The sequence below is a fragment of the Pseudomonas algeriensis genome, from assembly GCF_048847255.1.
Classification (GTDB): domain Bacteria; phylum Pseudomonadota; class Gammaproteobacteria; order Pseudomonadales; family Pseudomonadaceae; genus Aquipseudomonas.
The window spans coordinates 39607-54748 of sequence record NZ_JBKKRK010000023.1 but is presented as its reverse complement, the minus strand read 5'-3'; the positions used below and the strand labels follow the sequence as shown (position 1 = coordinate 54748).

The window sequence follows — 15142 nt, the reverse complement described above, 5'->3', positions numbered from 1 at the left end:
CCCATGGGGTTTTGTTTTTCCAGCGACTGGCTATCAGGCCGGTGCGGAGGTGCGGATCAGGTGATCGAAGGCGCTCAGCGAAGCCTTGGCGCCCTCGCCCACGGCGATCACGATCTGCTTGTACGGCACGGTGGTCACGTCACCGGCAGCGAACACACCCGGGATCGACGTTTCGCCACGAGCATCGACAATGATCTCGCCACGCGGCGACAGCTCGACGGTGCCCTTGAGCCAATCGGTGTTGGGCAACAGGCCGATCTGCACGAAGATCCCTTCCAGCGCCACGTCGCGCACTTCACCGCTCGGACGGTCCTTGTAGCGCAGGCCGTTGACCTTCTGCCCGTCACCCGTCACTTCGGTGGTCTGGGCGTTGGTGATCACCGTCACGTTCGGCAGGCTGTGCAGTTTGCGCTGCAACACCGCGTCGGCACGCAATTGCACATCGAACTCCAGCAACGTGACGTGGGACACGATACCCGCCAGGTCGATGGCCGCTTCGACGCCGGAGTTACCGCCGCCGATTACCGCGACCCGCTTGCCCTTGAACAGCGGACCGTCACAATGCGGGCAGTACGCCACGCCTTTGTTGCGGTATTGCTGCTCGCCCGGCACGTTCATTTCGCGCCAGCGGGCACCGGTCGCCAGGATCACGGTCTTGGCCTTGAGGCTCGCGCCGCTGGCGAACTTGACTTCATGCAGCCCACCGGCCGTGCCTGGCACCAGTGCGTCGGCGCGTTGCAGGTTCATGATGTCGACGTCGTATTGCTTGACGTGTTCTTCCAGGGCGACAGCCAGTTTCGGCCCTTCGGTTTCCTGGACCGAGATGAAGTTCTCGATGGCCATGGTGTCGAGCACTTGGCCGCCGAAACGCTCGGCCGCCACACCGGTACGGATGCCTTTTCGTGCCGCATAGATGGCCGCCGAGGCACCGGCCGGGCCACCGCCCACCACCAACACGTCAAAGGCATCCTTGGCGCTGATCTTCTCAGCCTGGCGCTCGATGCCACTGGTGTCGATCTTGGCGAGGATTTCTTCCAGGCCCATGCGGCCCTGGCCGAAGTTCGCACCGTTCAAGTACACGCTTGGCACGGCCATGATCTGGCGTTCATCGACTTCAGCCTGGAACAGCGCGCCGTCGATGGCGACGTGCTTGATGTTCGGGTTCAGCACCGCCATCAGGTTCAGCGCCTGGACCACGTCCGGGCAGTTCTGGCACGACAGCGAAAAATACGTCTCGAAGTTGAACTCGCCCTTGAGCGAGCGGATCTGTTCGATCACTTCGACACTGGCCTTCGAAGGGTGGCCACCGACTTGCAGCAGGGCCAGCACCAGCGAAGTGAATTCATGCCCCATGGGAATGCCGGCGAAACGCAGGCTGATATCGGCTCCCGGGCGGTTCAACGAAAACGATGGCTTACGCGCATCGGTGCCGTTGTCGAGCAAGGTAATCTGGTTGGAAAGACTGGCAACGTCTTTGAGTAACGCAAGCATTTCCTGGGATTTCGCACCGTCGTCGAGGGATGCAACGATCTCGATCGGCTGGGTGACCCGTTCCAGGTATGACTTCAACTGAGCTTTAAGATTGGCGTCCAACATACGGGCGATTTCCATTTTTGAATTTCAGAAAAAACAACGCCCAGGCGAATCTCGCCCGGGCGTTTTTTGGGGCGAAGCGGCTTACTTGGCTAAGAGCGGATCGCCCTCGGGTAACGCATTGGTTTAGATCTTGCCGACCAGGTCCAGGGACGGAGCCAGGGTGGCCTCGCCTTCTTTCCACTTGGCTGGGCAGACTTCACCTGGGTGAGCGGCAACGTACTGGGCTGCCTTGATCTTGCGCAGCAGCTCGGAAGCGTCACGGCCTACACCACCGTCGTTGATTTCAACGATCTTGATCTGACCTTCAGGGTTGATCACGAAAGTACCGCGGTCAGCCAGGCCAGCTTCTTCGATCAGCACGTCGAAGTTGCGGGAGATGGCCAGGGTCGGGTCGCCGATCATGGTGTACTGGATCTTGCCGATGGCTGGCGAAGTGTTGTGCCAGGCAGCGTGGGCAAAGTGAGTGTCGGTGGACACGCTGTAGATTTCGACGCCCAGCTTCTGGAACTCGGCGTAGTTGTCGGCCAGGTCTTCCAGCTCGGTTGGGCAAACGAAGGTGAAGTCAGCTGGGTAGAAGAACACGACAGACCACTTGCCTTTCAGGTCGGCGTCCGATACTTCGACGAAAGCGCCGTTTTTGAAAGCGGTGGCTTTGAACGGTTTAACTTGGCTGTTGATGATAGGCATCGTTGACTCTCCGTCAGTGGTTGAAAAGTTGATGGGGTGAATCTTAGCCATTCATTGCGCTGTTGGCTCATTGCCAAAGCTCATGCAAATGATTGGTTTTGACTATCAGGAATCTATATAGATAGAAGAAATCTGTGGAAGCTGCCGAAGGCGGCGATCAATTGATCGTGGCAGCTGCCTGACAGTTCACGGGGCTGGATCAACGGATCACAGCCCCATGGACGAAAAGCCTGATCAGGCGATAGGCGTACGCATGGTGACGAATTCTTCGGCTGCGGTTGGATGCACGCCGATGGTTTCATCGAAATCGCGCTTGGTAGCACCGGCCTTGAGGGCAATCGCCAGCCCTTGGATAATTTCACCGGCGTCCGGCCCGACCATGTGGCAGCCCAGGACCTTATCGGTCTTGGCATCGACCACCAATTTCATCAGGGTGCGTTCCTGGCAATCAGTGAGGGTCAGCTTCATCGGCCGGAAACGGCTTTCGAAAATCTGCACCTCATGGCCGGCTTCCCGAGCCTGTTCTTCCGTCAAACCTACCGTGCCGATGTTCGGCAGGCTGAACACCGCCGTGGGGATCATTCGATAATCGACCAGGCGGTATTGCTCAGGCTTGAACAGGCGCCGCGCCACCGCCATGCCTTCGGCCAGGGCGACAGGCGTGAGCTGCACACGGCCGATCACATCGCCAATGGCCAGGATCGACGGTTCGGCCGTCTCGTATTTTTCGTTGACCTGCACGAAGCCTTTCTCGTCCAGCTTGACGCCCGTGTTCTCCAGCCCAAGATTGTCCAGCATCGGCCGGCGGCCGGTGGCGTAGAACACACAATCGGTCGACAACGTGCGACCGTCCTTGAGCGTCACTTTCAGGCTGCCGTCGGCTTCTTTGTCGATGCGTTGGATGTCTGCGTTGAATTGCAGGTCCAAGCCACGACGCTGCAGCTCTTCGGCCAGATGCTTGCGCACCGCGCCATCAAAACCGCGCAAGAACAGGTCGCCGCGATAAAGCAAGGATGTCTGCGCGCCCATGCCGTGGAAGATCCCGGCGAATTCCACGGCGATGTAGCCGCCTCCCACCACCAGCATGCGCTTGGGCAGCGTCTTGAGAAAAAACGCTTCGTTGGAACCGATGGCGTGCTCGCTCCCGGGAATATCCGGAATCACCGGCCAGCCGCCGGTGGCGATCATGATGTGCCTGGCGGTGTAGCGCTCGCCGTTGATCTCGACTTCATGAGGGCTGGTAATCCTGGCGTGGCCTTCATGCAAGGTCACACCGCTGTTGACCAGCAGGTTGCGGTAGATGCCGTTGAGGCGATTGATCTCACGATCCTTGTTGGCGATCAGCGTGGCCCAGTCGAAACTCGCCTCGCCCGCCGTCCAGCCGTAGGCCGACGCTTGTTCGAAATCCTCGGCGTAATGCGCGCCGTAGACCAGCAGTTTTTTCGGCACACAGCCGACGTTGACGCAGGTTCCCCCCAGGTAGCGGCTTTCCGCCACGCCCACTTTCGCGCCGAAACCCGCGGCAAACCTCGCCGCCCGCACACCGCCGGAACCGGCGCCAATCACATACAGATCAAAATCGTAGGCCATCATCTATCTCCTTCGGCAGGTTGTCAGCATACCTGCTGTTTTCACCTGAGGCAGCGTTGCAGCGCAAACAGCGACTTTGTTTGTGTGATTGATGATTGGCGGAAGGTTTTTTTTGCAGAAAAAAAAACGCCCCGAACCAGTCGGGGCGTTTTTTCAAGGCGCGACGCAGGCTGAATCAGTAAGCCTTGCCGGTCTTGTAGAAGTTCTCGAAGCAGAAGTTGGTTGCGTCGATGTAACCTTCGGCGCCACCGCAGTCGAAGCGCTTGCCCTTGAACTTGTAGGCCATGACGCAGCCGTTCTGGGCCTGTTTCATCAGGGCGTCGGTGATCTGGATCTCACCGCCCTTGCCTGGCTCGGTCTGTTCGATCAGGTCGAAGATGTCCGGAGTCAGGATGTAGCGGCCGATGATCGCCAGGTTCGACGGCGCATCTTCAGGTTTTGGTTTTTCAACCATGCTGTGAACGCGGTAGATGTCTTCGCGGATCATTTCACCGGCGATGACACCGTACTTGTTGGTTTCCTGCGGATCCACTTCCTGGATCGCCACGATGGAGCAACGGAATTGCTTGTACAGCTTGACCATCTGGGTCAAAACGCCGTCGCCTTCCAGGTTCACGCACAAGTCGTCCGCCAGGACCACGGCGAACGGTTCGTCACCGATCAGCGGGCGGCCGGTCAGGATCGCATGGCCCAAACCTTTCATTTCGGTCTGGCGGGTGTAGGAGAACGAGCACTCGTCCAGCAACTTGCGAATGCCGACCAGGTATTTTTCCTTGTCGGTGCCCTTGATCTGGTTTTCCAACTCGTAACTGATGTCGAAATGGTCTTCCAGGGCGCGCTTGCCACGGCCGGTGACGATGGAGATTTCCGTCAGGCCCGCATCCAGGGCTTCTTCGACGCCGTACTGGATCAGTGGCTTGTTCACCACCGGCAGCATTTCTTTGGGCATGGCTTTAGTCGCTGGCAGGAAGCGAGTACCGTAACCGGCTGCTGGGAACAAGCATTTCTTGATCATATAAGTCCTTGAAAAGGCGGTGTGTACAAGTTTCGGCGCAGTCTAATCAGCCGGCAGGCACCTTACAATGCCTGCGCTGGCCAACCGATGCCATCATAGAGAAATAAACCGGCGGATAGTTCAATCGCCTTTCGCTTCGATGGTTCCAGCGGTCCCCACTGTACGCCCATCAGCACGGTTTGCGAGCATTTGGCGTATCATGGCCGCCTTGATTCCGCCAACGAGGCAGCTAGATGTCGGCAACACAGAACGCAAACGGTTATTCGGTCAGCCAGGACAAGGACGGCCAGTGGTGGATTATCAACTACCACGGCGAGCAGGTCGCCGGTCCCTTGCCCACCAAGACAATGGCGGTGGAAGTCGCCGCGGTCTTTCAGGACGAACGTTCCGCCCCGGCGCCCCGGGAGCGTGAACAGGCGCCAGCGCGCAATACTCGCCGCAAGAAATAAACAGACGGCCCCGCCGAAGCCCTGGTGCTCGGAAGGGGCCGCGGGTTTAGCTGTACCGGAATGGCCATTCGCTATAATCTCGCGCCATTCCTCCCCATCCTGATGACAACCCCCCCATGAAGACAATCCTGGCGCTGTTTGCAGTTCTGGCCCTGGCAGGCTGTGCCTCAGCCGAAAAAACCTATCTGGATACCGGTGAACAAGGCTTGGCCATCGACTGTTCAGGCGAAGCCAATTCCTGGGCGACGTGTTACGAGAAAGCGGAAGCTTCCTGCGCCGGTACGGGCTACCGCATCGTCGGCACGGATGGCACGCCACAGGCCAACGACAGCGAAAAGACCCTCGGTGTGGACGTGGGCAACTTCACCAGCCGCAGCGTGGTGGTCGTCTGTAAATAAAGGACGGGCCCTGCTTAACCGGATATACAAGCGTTGGCCGCGTCCTGAACGTCGCCCGGGCGCACCGGTACGTTGGAGAGGCTTTCGTGCAGCTTGATGCTGGAGCCGCTGGAGCGTTCGTCGATGTCGAACACCGCGGCCGGTAGCGCCGACAGCTTGCCGGGGACGATCACCCGCACGCCATTCTTATGCGGCTCCATTTGCAGCGGGCCACGGCTCTCCAGAAGCTTGTCGGCAACGCACTTGGCATATTCATGAGGTTTCTTGCCGGAGATGACGCTCATGGTGGGCGGCGTCTGGTTGATGTCCGATACCGATGCACATCCACCCAAGGCCAAGGCCAATACCCACACGCTGCGCTTCATATGAATCCTCCAATAAAGACCCTCCGACAATGCAAACGTCGATTTTCTCCAACGTCCTCTCATTTTTTATTCGCCACCGCCTGATAAATGAAGACACCCAGGACAGGGGCCGGATATTAACCCGCGGTGCTGATAAACTGCGCTCCATTATCATTGCTTCATCTTACTGTCCTGATTTGCAAGAAATGCCCTTCTGGAGGCGCCCATGAAATTCATCCACCAGCGCGAGCACCTCAACGAAGACGATATCGTCGTGATCGAATGCTCCCAAATGTGCAACATCCGTTTGATGAACGACGCCAATTTCCGTAGCTTCAAGAATGGTGGCCGCCACACCTACCACGGCGGCGCGTTCGACACGTTCCCGGCCAGGATCACGGCCCCCAGCACCGGCTTCTGGAATATCACCATCGACACCGTCAACCGTCGCGCCATCAGCGTTACCCGCAAGCCGACCCTGACCCACAAGATCAAGATCATCCGGCGCTCCAGCTCGAAGCTGAGTTGAGCCCCCCCGTCCAAGATAGGTAAAACCGTGGCCCAGACAACCAAATACGTTATCAAGTACAAACTCAACGGCGAGCGCCGCTTCGAGTTCGCCCAACTGCAGACCGGCACCGAGGAAGAAGCGCTGGTCGCGCTGCAAAAGTTGCATGGCGAGACCGATGATCAGATCACCGACCTCAAGGTCAGCAAGGCACTCTGAAGCCTGCCAGCTGGCTTTTTGTGGTGAGGGAGCTTGCTCCCTTTCTACAAAAAGCGCTTCACATCGCAAGAATCGGAGTGCCCGGCAGCGCTGCACTCTTCAGGCTGAACAGTCCTTTTATCCAGGATTGCAATCATGTCCTCAACGCCTCTATTGACCCAACCCCTCCCCCACCTCGATTGGCCCACCATGGTGGATAACCTCGATGAGGACGGCTGCGCGATCATTCGCAACCTGCTGCCGACCGTACAATGCCGGCAGTTGAGCGGTTTGTATGAGGACGCCGGGGTTTTTCGTTCGCGGGTAATAATGGGGCGCCACGGATTCGGGCGCGGTGAGTACCAGTATTTCGCTTATCCGCTGCCTGAGATCGTCCAGCAATTGCGCCAGTCGCTCTATCCGATGCTGGTCCCAGTGGCTAATCGCTGGAACGATTGCATGGGCCTGGAAACGCGATACCCCGATAAGCACACGGATTTCATCCGCCGTTGCCATGCCGCCGGGCAGCAGCGTCCCACACCGTTGCTCCTCCAATACGGCCCGCAGGATTACAACTGCCTGCACCAGGACCTTTATGGCGAACAGGTGTTCCCGCTACAGGTAGCCATCCTGCTGTCGGAACCGGGAGACGACTTTACCGGGGGCGAGTTCGTCCTCACCGAGCAACGCCCGCGCATGCAGTCACGCCCCCAAGTCATCGACTTGAAACGAGGCGACGCCGTAGTGTTCGCCGTACACCAGCGGCCGGTCAAAGGCGTTCGCGGGTATTATCGGGTTAACTTGCGCCATGGCGTCAGCCGCGTACACAGCGGTCGCCGGCATACACTCGGGATCATTTTTCATGATGCGCAATGACGACACCCCCGTCACTCTCGACCTGTTCGCCGACCAGGCGCCCACCACGCCTGGCCAGGTCGAACAGATCGGCCAGCAATCCTTCGTGCTACGCGGGTTTGCCCTGCCCTGGCTCGACCGTTTGTTGCCAGCGCTGGAAACAGTCTTGCAGGCCGCACCGTTCCGGCAGATGGTCACGCCTGGTGGCTTTACCATGTCGGTGGCCCTGACCAGTTGCGGCGCACTCGGCTGGACCACCGACCGCAGCGGCTATCGCTACACCGCCCATGATCCACAGACAGGCGATCCCTGGCCCGCCATGCCGCCAGTGTTTCGCGAGCTGGCCCAGGCCGCCGCCCGGCAAGCGGGCTTCGAGCACTTCGAGCCCGATGCCTGCCTGATCAACCGCTACGTGCCCGGCGCGCGGATGTCGCTGCACCAGGACAAGAACGAGCGCTCCCTGACGGCCCCCGTCGTCTCGCTTTCCCTTGGCCTGCCGGCGACATTCCAGTTTGGCGGATTCGAGCGCAGCGACAAAAGCCAGCGCATTCCGTTGTTTCATGGCGACATCGCAATCTGGGGCGGCGTGGACCGGTTGCGCTACCACGGCGTGCTGCCGCTCAAGCCGGGACAACATACACGTCTGGGCGCCCAACGCATCAACATGACGTTCCGCATGGCCGGATGACAATGCAGAATTCAACCGCAAGACCCGGAGTGTCGCCACTTGGATGGCTCAGTAATCTAGCCAAAACGGGCCAAAGGAATCACGACCATGAACAGCACTTCAAGTACGCTCGCCCCTGATCAGGACCCTCGCTGGGCCGCCGTACTCGCCCGGGATCCGCGCGCCGATGGCACCTTTGTCTACGGCGTGAAGACCACCGGCATCTATTGCCACCCCAGCAGCCTGTCGCGCCTGCCCAACCCGCGCAATGTCGAATTCTTCGACACGCCGGAACAGGCCCAGGCAGCCGGTTATCGTCCCAGCAAACGGATGGCCAGGGACCAGACCCAGATCGCCGCGCAACAAGCGGCGCGGGTGGCGGCGGCCTGCCGGCAGATCGAGGCGGCCGAGCAACTGCCAGGCTTGAATGAACTGGCACAAAGCGCCGGCCTGAGTCCCTTCCATTTTCATCGCGTCTTCAAGTCGATCACCGGCCTGACCCCCAAGGCCTACGGCGCCGCCCATCGCTCGCGCAAAGTGCGCGAACGCCTGGCCGACGCCGGAACGGTGACCGAAGCGCTTTACGACGCAGGCTTCGGTTCCAACAGCCGCTTCTATGAAGCCGCCGACAAAGTCCTGGGTATGAAACCTGGCGAGTATCGCGCCGCCGGGCTGAACACCGATATTCGCTTCGCCCTCGGCCAGTGTTCCCTGGGAGCGATCCTGGTGGCGCAAAGCGAGCGTGGCGTGTGCGCGATCCTGCTGGGGGACGACCCGGATGCGCTGCTGCGTGACCTGCAAGACAAGTTCCGCCGCGCCAACCTCATCGGTGCCGATCGGGAATTCGAGCAACTGATTGCCCAAGTGGTGGGCTTCATCGAGGCACCGGCCCTGGGCCTGGACCTGCCCCTGGACTTGCGTGGCACGGCGTTCCAGGAACGGGTCTGGCAAGCCCTGCGAGAGATCGCGCCCGGCAGCACCGCCAGCTATGCCGAAATCGCCCAGCGCATCGGCATGCCCAAAGCGGTGCGCGCGGTGGCCCAGGCCTGCGGCGCCAATAGCCTCGCCGTGGCGATCCCCTGCCATCGAGTGGTGCGCAGCGACGGCAACCTGTCGGGCTACCGCTGGGGCGTTGAGCGCAAGCGTCAGCTATTGGCGCTGGAACGCTCGCCCGAGGATTGAACACCGATATAGATCGCCACCGAGTCGGGTGCGTTATAGACCTCGAAATCGGTGGTGAACCGGCGCACGGCCTGCGGATTGTCGGCGAAGTACGCCCAGATCAGCCCCCAGGTCTGGATCACGCAATCGGGCATTTCGCCCTTGGCCGAGAACACCAGGTAATCCCCGCCCTCGACTTCCACGGCGGGGTAGCCTGCGCTCGTGGCGTCGACCTGTACGCCCGCCGTCACATTGAAGTAGCCGGTGGCATCGGACTCGTAGCCGGAGTACACACCGTAGACGAACGACTCCGACTGCCGCGCCGGAACTCGCTCGAACAACCCTTCGGTGAAGAATTGCTGCCACATCGGGCCGATTTTCGCCGTATCGCCCTGTTGCTCCTCGGCGTTGCGGGTGCGTACCTGCAAACCGGCGACCGTGAAAGGTTCGACGGTCTTGAGTTTCACGTCCATGGGTTCGGCTCCTTGATAAGTGGTGTCCCATGGTACCCATCCCGCCGTTGGTATCAAACCCGGGCAGCGATTGAAAAACTCGACTGGCCCTGGCCGGGTCACACCTGCTAAAAACACCGTTTCCTTCTGCCGTCGGAGACACCCGAACATGAGTCAGTGGCCAGACACCCGCATTCTTGACCTGCTCGGCATCGAGCATCCCATCATCCAGGGGCCGCTGGCCGGGGTGACCGGTCCGGCGATGGTGGTCGCCACTTGCAATGCCGGCGGACTGGGCTCGATGCCCGCGGCGATGCTTGACGTGGAGCAACTGCGCCAGGCACTGACGACCATCGCCGAGCAGACCGACAAGCCGTTCAACGTCAATTTTTTCAGTCATCAGCCGCCCGCTTTCGACGAACAACGGGCCGAGGCCTGGAAACAGCGCCTCAAGCCTTATTACCAAGAGCTGGGGGTGGATTTCGACGCGCCGACGCCCGTATCCAATCGCACGCCGTTCGACGATACGGCCTGCCGGGTGTTGGAAGAGATGCGACCCAAGGTGGTCAGCTTCCACTTCGGCCTGCCGGAAAAATCGTTGCTCGATCGGGTCAAGGCCACCGGGGCGAAAGTCCTCTCTTCGGCCACCACCGTGGAAGAAGCCATCTGGCTCGAGCGACACGGCTGCGACGCGATCATTGCCATGGGTTATGAAGCCGGCGGTCATCGAGGGATGTTCCTCAGCGACGACCTCGATACTCAGGTGGGCCTGTTCGCCTTGCTGCCGCAAGTCGTGGACGCGGTGACCGTGCCGGTGATCGCCGCGGGCGGTATCGGCGATGCGCGGGGCATCGTCGCCGCATTTGCCCTGGGTGCGTCGGCGGTGCAGCTGGGCAGCGCCTACCTGTTTACCCCGGAAGCGAAGATCACGCCTTCCCATCACCGGGCGTTGCGCACGGCCAAGGAAAGCCAGACTGCAATCACCAACCTGTTCACCGGTCGGCCGGCCCGAGGGATCGTCAACCGGGTGATGCGCGAGGTCGGCCCGATGAGCCCACTGGCGCCAGCATTTCCGCTGGCGGGCGGCGCGTTGATGCCCCTTCGCGCGAAGGATGAAGCTGACTTCGCCAACCTTTGGGCCGGCCAGGCGTTTCCCCTGGGGCGGGAGCTGCCCAGTGGCGAACTGACGCGGCGCCTGGCTGAGGAGGCTCTGGCTCGGTTCAAGGGCTGAGCGCTAGCCTGACAGTCTCCGGCGCTTGACCGGACGCTATCGCGAGCAAGCTCGCTCCCACAGGGGTTCAGTGTGAATATCAATCATGCATTCATCCCGAAATCCTGTGGGAGCGAGCTTGCTCGCGATGACGGCAGCCCTGCCACCGCTGACTTCTGACAAAATGCCACGTTCCGTTTGTCAGCCTTTCGCTATATATTCCGCTATATAGCGAACCCATTTCCACGGAACCCTGCCCATGCGCCTGACCCCACTCGCCCTGCTGCTTGCTACTTGCTTTTGTATCAACGCCGCCCAAGCCGATGAAGTGCAAGTCGCCGTCGCGTCCAACTTCACCGCCCCGATCCAGGCCATCGCCGCCAGCTTCGAGAAGGACACCGGGCATAAACTGATTGCCGCCTACGGCGCGACCGGGCAGTTCTATACCCAGATCAAGAACGGCGCGCCATTCGAGGTGTTCCTGGCCGCCGACGACACCACGCCGGCGAGGCTGGACAGCGAAGGCGACACCGTGCAGGGCTCGCGCTTTACCTACGCCATCGGCACGTTGGCGTTGTGGTCGGCCAAGACCGATTACGTCGACGCCAAGGGGCAAGTCCTGCGGGACAATGCCTTCCAACACCTGTCCATTGCCAATCCGAAAACCGCGCCGTATGGCCTGGCCGCCACACAGGTGCTGGAAAAGCTGGGGCTCACCCATCAGGTCAAGGGCAAGATCGTCGAGGGCCAGAACATCACCCAGGCCTATCAGTTCGTTTCCACTGGCAATGCCGAACTGGGTTTCGTGGCCCTGTCCCAGGTGTTCAAGGACGGCAAGCTGACAAGCGGTTCCGCGTGGGTTGTCCCGGGCGAACTGCATGATCCGATCAAGCAGGACGCGGTGATCCTGGCAAAGGGACGGGGCAACCCCGCCGCCCAGGCATTGATGAGCTATCTGAAGGGCCCGAAAGCCGCCGCCATCATCCAGGCCTACGGTTACCAACGCTGATGCCACTGACCGACGCCGATTACGCCGCCATCTGGCTGACCCTGAAACTGGCGTCGCTGACCACGGTGATCCTGCTTTTCATCGGCACGCCCATCGCCCTGTGGCTGTCGCGCACCCAATCGCGGCTTCGCGGTCCGGTGGGTGCGGTGGTCGCCTTGCCGCTGGTACTGCCGCCTACCGTGATTGGCTTCTATCTGCTGCTGGCGCTGGGACCCAACGGCTGGATCGGCCAATTCACCCAAGCCCTCGGGCTGGGCACCCTCACCTTCAGCTTTACCGGACTGGTGATTGGCTCGGTGATCTACTCAATGCCCTTCGTGGTGCAGCCGCTACAAAACGCCTTTTCCGCTATCGGCAGTCGTCCTTTGGAAGTCGCCGCCACCCTGCGGGCCGGGCCGTGGGATACCTTTTTCAGCGTCATCCTGCCTTTGGCCCGACCGGGTTTCATCACCGCCGCAATCCTCGGCTTCGCCCACACGGTGGGTGAGTTTGGCGTGGTGTTGATGATCGGCGGCAACATCCCCGAGAAGACCCGGGTGGTGTCGGTGCAAATCTACGACCACGTCGAAGCCCTTGAGTACAGCCAGGCCCATTGGCTGGCGGCGGCGATGCTGGTGTTCTCTTTCCTGGTGCTGCTGGCGCTGTACTCTAGCCGCCGAACTCGCGCCGGTTGGAGCTGATCGATGATCGAGGCAAGGTTTCAACTCGACCGTGGCGATTTTTCCCTGGACCTGGACCTGCAATTGCCCGGTCGTGGGGTGACGGCGCTGTACGGCGATTCCGGATCCGGCAAGACCACCTGCCTGCGCTGCATGGCCGGGCTGGACCGACCGACGCGGGGTTTCGTCGAGGTCAATGGCGAGGTCTGGCAAGACAGTGAGCGTGAGGTGTTCGTCCCGCCTCACAAGCGAGCGCTGGGGTACGTTTTCCAGGAGGCGAGCCTGTTCGATCACTTGTCGGTGCGCGACAATCTTCTGTTCGGCCTCAAGCGCGTTGCCGCGGCGCAACGGCGCGTGGACATCAACCACGCGACGGAACTGCTCGGCATCGGCCATCTCCTCGACAGGCAACCCCACAACCTTTCCGGTGGCGAACGCCAGCGCGTCGGCATCGCCCGCGCCTTGCTGACCAGCCCGCGCCTGCTGCTGATGGACGAGCCTCTGGCCGCCCTCGATACACGCCGCAAAAACGAGATTCTGCCTTACCTGCAACGGCTGCACGATGAGCTGGATATCCCGGTGCTGTACGTCAGTCATTCCCAGGATGAAGTGGCGCGGCTGGCCGATCATATCGTGGTGCTGGACGCTGGGCGGGCCTTGGCCAGCGGGCCAATCGGCGAGACCCTCGCCCGGCTTGACCTGCCATTGGCGTTGGGGGATGACGCAGGCGTGGTGATCAACGGAAAAGTCGCCGGCTACGACCCGGACTATCAGTTGCTCACCCTGACCCTGCCCGACAGCCAGTTGAACGTGCGGGTTGCCCACACGGCGCTGGCGGTCGGGCAGCCGCTGCGCTTCAAGGTCCAGGCCCGGGACGTCAGCCTGAGCCTGGCGAGCGACGGGCAGACCAGCATCCTCAATCGCCTGCCAGTGGCGGTCGTCAGCGAACTGGCCGGCGACAATGCCGCCCATGTGCTGATCCGCGTGGAGGCCGCCGGCACACCGCTGCTGGCGCGGATCACTCGGTATTCGCGCGATCAGTTGAAGCTGCATCCCGGACAGATCGTGTGGGCGCAGATCAAGGCGGTGGCGGTGTTGGCGTAGCCTTCGCGCCTGTAGGGCCAGCACACAAGCGTCCCAAGTGACATGAGAATCTCGGCACGACCGCAACGGGCGGAGGTCAATGAGTTCACAGGCCATTTGAATTCATCGCCAAGGATCAACCATGCCCGACACACCGCTGCCCGATGCACTCCCGGCCGACTTGCACTATGTCGATGACACTGCGCCGGGCATCACCCGCAGGAAACTGCGAGGCAAATTCTGCTATTTCGATCCTTCGGGCCAGCGCATCACTGACGCGGCCGAAATCCAACGCATCAATTCCCTGGCCGTTCCGCCGGCCTACACCGACGTCTGGATCTGCTGCGACCCGCGCGGCCACCTCCAAGCCACCGGGCGCGATGCCCGTGGGCGCAAGCAGTACCGTTATCACACGCGCTGGCGCGAAGTGCGCGATGCCGACAAGTATTCACGCATGCTGGAATTCGGCCGCACCCTGCCCCGGCTGCGCAAACGCCTGGAAGAGATCCTCGCCACCCCCGGCTTCAGCCGCGACAAAGTCATGGCGACGGTCATCACCTTGCTCGACGTCACCCTTATTCGCGTCGGCAATACGCAATACGCCCGGGACAACCGCTCCTACGGCCTGACCACCCTGCGCAACAAGCATGTCGCGGTCAATGGCAGCGCCATCGCTTTCCAGTTCCGGGGCAAGAGCGGCATCGAACACCAGATCACCGTGAAGGACCGGCGCCTGGCGCGGATCGTCAAGCGCTGCCAGGAAATGCCCGGGCAGAACCTGTTCCAGTACCTGGATGAAAACGGCGAGCGCCACGCCATCACTTCTTCGGATATCAACGCCTACCTCAAGACCCTCACCGGCGCCGATTTCACCGCCAAGGACTACCGCACCTGGGCAGGCAGCGCGGCGGCGCTGGAGGGCCTGCGCACACTGCAGTGGGAAACCGAAACCGAGGCCAAGCGGCACGTGGCCGAGATGGTCAGGCAGGTCGCCCGACAGTTGGGCAACACGCCCGCCGTCTGTCGTAAATGCTATATCCACCCCGCCGTTGTGGAGGGTTTCATGCGCGGCGTCCTGCACGAACTGCCCAAGCCCCGGGTTCGCAAAGGCCTGAGTGCCCAAGAAGCTGCGCTGACGATGTTCCTGCAGCGCATGGCCCAAGCCGTCGAAGCCTGTTGACCAAAGCAATCGAGCGCTGCGGGCCTCGATAAGCGAGTGACGGAAGTGGAACATCCGACAGCCGGCGGACTCCCAACTGTA

General features: G+C 61.1%; 18 protein-coding genes. 12 read left to right on the top strand and 6 right to left on the bottom strand.

All coding sequences use genetic code 11. The annotated features are described in order from the left end of the window. Positions 1-33 precede the first annotated feature (33 nt). The 4 genes from ahpF to galU all read right to left on the bottom strand — a co-directional run bounded on the left by ahpF (position 34) and on the right by galU (position 4888). Positions 34-1596, bottom strand: coding sequence for an alkyl hydroperoxide reductase subunit F (gene ahpF, locus ACLK1G_RS24490; RefSeq protein ID WP_420767717.1), 1563 nt, complete (start codon positions 1594-1596; stop codon positions 34-36). A 123-nt stretch (positions 1597-1719) separates the two neighbouring features. After that, positions 1720-2283: an alkyl hydroperoxide reductase subunit C gene (ahpC, locus tag ACLK1G_RS24485; RefSeq protein ID WP_011061677.1), complete on the bottom strand. Its 564-nt coding sequence runs from the start codon at positions 2281-2283 to the stop codon at positions 1720-1722. A 234-nt stretch (positions 2284-2517) separates the two neighbouring features. After that, positions 2518-3873, bottom strand: a complete 1356-nt coding sequence (gorA, locus tag ACLK1G_RS24480) for a glutathione-disulfide reductase (RefSeq protein WP_420767716.1) — start codon at positions 3871-3873, stop codon at positions 2518-2520. A gap of 175 nt (positions 3874-4048) precedes the next feature. Further along, the gene (gene galU, locus ACLK1G_RS24475) at positions 4049-4888 is read right to left on the bottom strand and encodes a UTP--glucose-1-phosphate uridylyltransferase GalU (RefSeq protein WP_039592970.1); all 840 of its coding nucleotides are present in this window, start codon (positions 4886-4888) and stop codon (positions 4049-4051) included. Positions 4889-5121: 233 nt separating this feature from the next. Here galU and ACLK1G_RS24470 point away from each other — a divergent pair, with 233 nt between their 5' ends. Next, entirely contained in the window at positions 5122-5337 is a 216-nt protein-coding gene (locus ACLK1G_RS24470; protein WP_420767715.1) for a hypothetical protein, read from the top strand. Between the two features lie 116 nt (positions 5338-5453). Further along, positions 5454-5735 (top strand): hypothetical protein, encoded by a 282-nt coding sequence (locus ACLK1G_RS24465; RefSeq protein ID WP_420767714.1) that lies wholly within the window; start codon positions 5454-5456, stop codon positions 5733-5735. 14 nt (positions 5736-5749) lie between these two features. On the opposite strand, the gene ACLK1G_RS24460 is transcribed toward ACLK1G_RS24465, so the two are convergent. Then, a complete protein-coding gene (locus ACLK1G_RS24460) occupies positions 5750-6100 on the bottom strand; it encodes a hypothetical protein (RefSeq protein WP_420767713.1) in 351 nt (116 codons plus the stop codon). Between the two features lie 205 nt (positions 6101-6305). On the opposite strand from ACLK1G_RS24460, the gene ACLK1G_RS24455 reads away from it, so the two are divergent. The 5 genes from ACLK1G_RS24455 to ada all read left to right on the top strand — a co-directional run bounded on the left by ACLK1G_RS24455 (position 6306) and on the right by ada (position 9489). After that, complete coding sequence (locus tag ACLK1G_RS24455; protein ID WP_003182962.1) at positions 6306-6608, top strand: DUF1883 domain-containing protein; 303 nt, start codon at positions 6306-6308, stop codon at positions 6606-6608. A gap of 27 nt (positions 6609-6635) precedes the next feature. Then, positions 6636-6806, top strand: a complete 171-nt coding sequence (locus ACLK1G_RS24450; protein ID WP_420767712.1) for a hypothetical protein — start codon at positions 6636-6638, stop codon at positions 6804-6806. Positions 6807-6941: 135 nt separating this feature from the next. Beyond that, the gene (locus tag ACLK1G_RS24445; protein ID WP_420767711.1) at positions 6942-7661 is read left to right on the top strand and encodes a 2OG-Fe(II) oxygenase; all 720 of its coding nucleotides are present in this window, start codon (positions 6942-6944) and stop codon (positions 7659-7661) included. After that, positions 7648-8328 carry a DNA oxidative demethylase AlkB gene (alkB, locus tag ACLK1G_RS24440; protein ID WP_420767710.1) on the top strand — a complete coding sequence of 227 codons (681 nt, stop codon included), beginning with the start codon at positions 7648-7650 and terminating at the stop codon, positions 8326-8328. The genes ACLK1G_RS24445 and alkB overlap by 14 nt, the downstream gene beginning before the upstream one ends. Before the next feature lie 87 nt (positions 8329-8415). After that, positions 8416-9489: a bifunctional DNA-binding transcriptional regulator/O6-methylguanine-DNA methyltransferase Ada gene (ada, locus tag ACLK1G_RS24435; RefSeq protein WP_420767709.1), complete on the top strand. Its 1074-nt coding sequence runs from the start codon at positions 8416-8418 to the stop codon at positions 9487-9489. Here ada and ACLK1G_RS24430 read toward each other — a convergent pair. Further along, on the bottom strand, positions 9453-9941 hold the full coding sequence (locus ACLK1G_RS24430; protein WP_420767708.1) for a GyrI-like domain-containing protein: 489 nt from the start codon (positions 9939-9941) through the stop codon (positions 9453-9455). The genes ada and ACLK1G_RS24430 overlap by 37 nt on opposite strands. A 148-nt stretch (positions 9942-10089) precedes the next feature. On the opposite strand from ACLK1G_RS24430, the gene ACLK1G_RS24425 reads away from it, so the two are divergent. The 5 genes from ACLK1G_RS24425 (at position 10090) to ACLK1G_RS24405 (ending at position 15061) form a co-directional block, all read left to right on the top strand. After that, positions 10090-11151 (top strand): NAD(P)H-dependent flavin oxidoreductase, encoded by a 1062-nt coding sequence (locus ACLK1G_RS24425; protein WP_420767707.1) that lies wholly within the window; start codon positions 10090-10092, stop codon positions 11149-11151. Between the two features lie 238 nt (positions 11152-11389). Next, positions 11390-12139: a molybdate ABC transporter substrate-binding protein gene (gene modA / locus ACLK1G_RS24420; protein ID WP_420767706.1), complete on the top strand. Its 750-nt coding sequence runs from the start codon at positions 11390-11392 to the stop codon at positions 12137-12139. After that, positions 12139-12819: a molybdate ABC transporter permease subunit gene (gene modB / locus ACLK1G_RS24415; protein WP_420767705.1), complete on the top strand. Its 681-nt coding sequence runs from the start codon at positions 12139-12141 to the stop codon at positions 12817-12819. Before modA ends, modB begins: the two co-directional genes overlap by 1 nt. Before the next feature lie 3 nt (positions 12820-12822). Next, positions 12823-13902 carry a molybdenum ABC transporter ATP-binding protein gene (gene modC / locus ACLK1G_RS24410; RefSeq protein WP_420767704.1) on the top strand — a complete coding sequence of 360 codons (1080 nt, stop codon included), beginning with the start codon at positions 12823-12825 and terminating at the stop codon, positions 13900-13902. Between the two features lie 121 nt (positions 13903-14023). After that, positions 14024-15061, top strand: coding sequence for a DNA topoisomerase IB (locus tag ACLK1G_RS24405; RefSeq protein ID WP_420767703.1), 1038 nt, complete (start codon positions 14024-14026; stop codon positions 15059-15061). Positions 15062-15142: the final 81 nt, after the last annotated feature.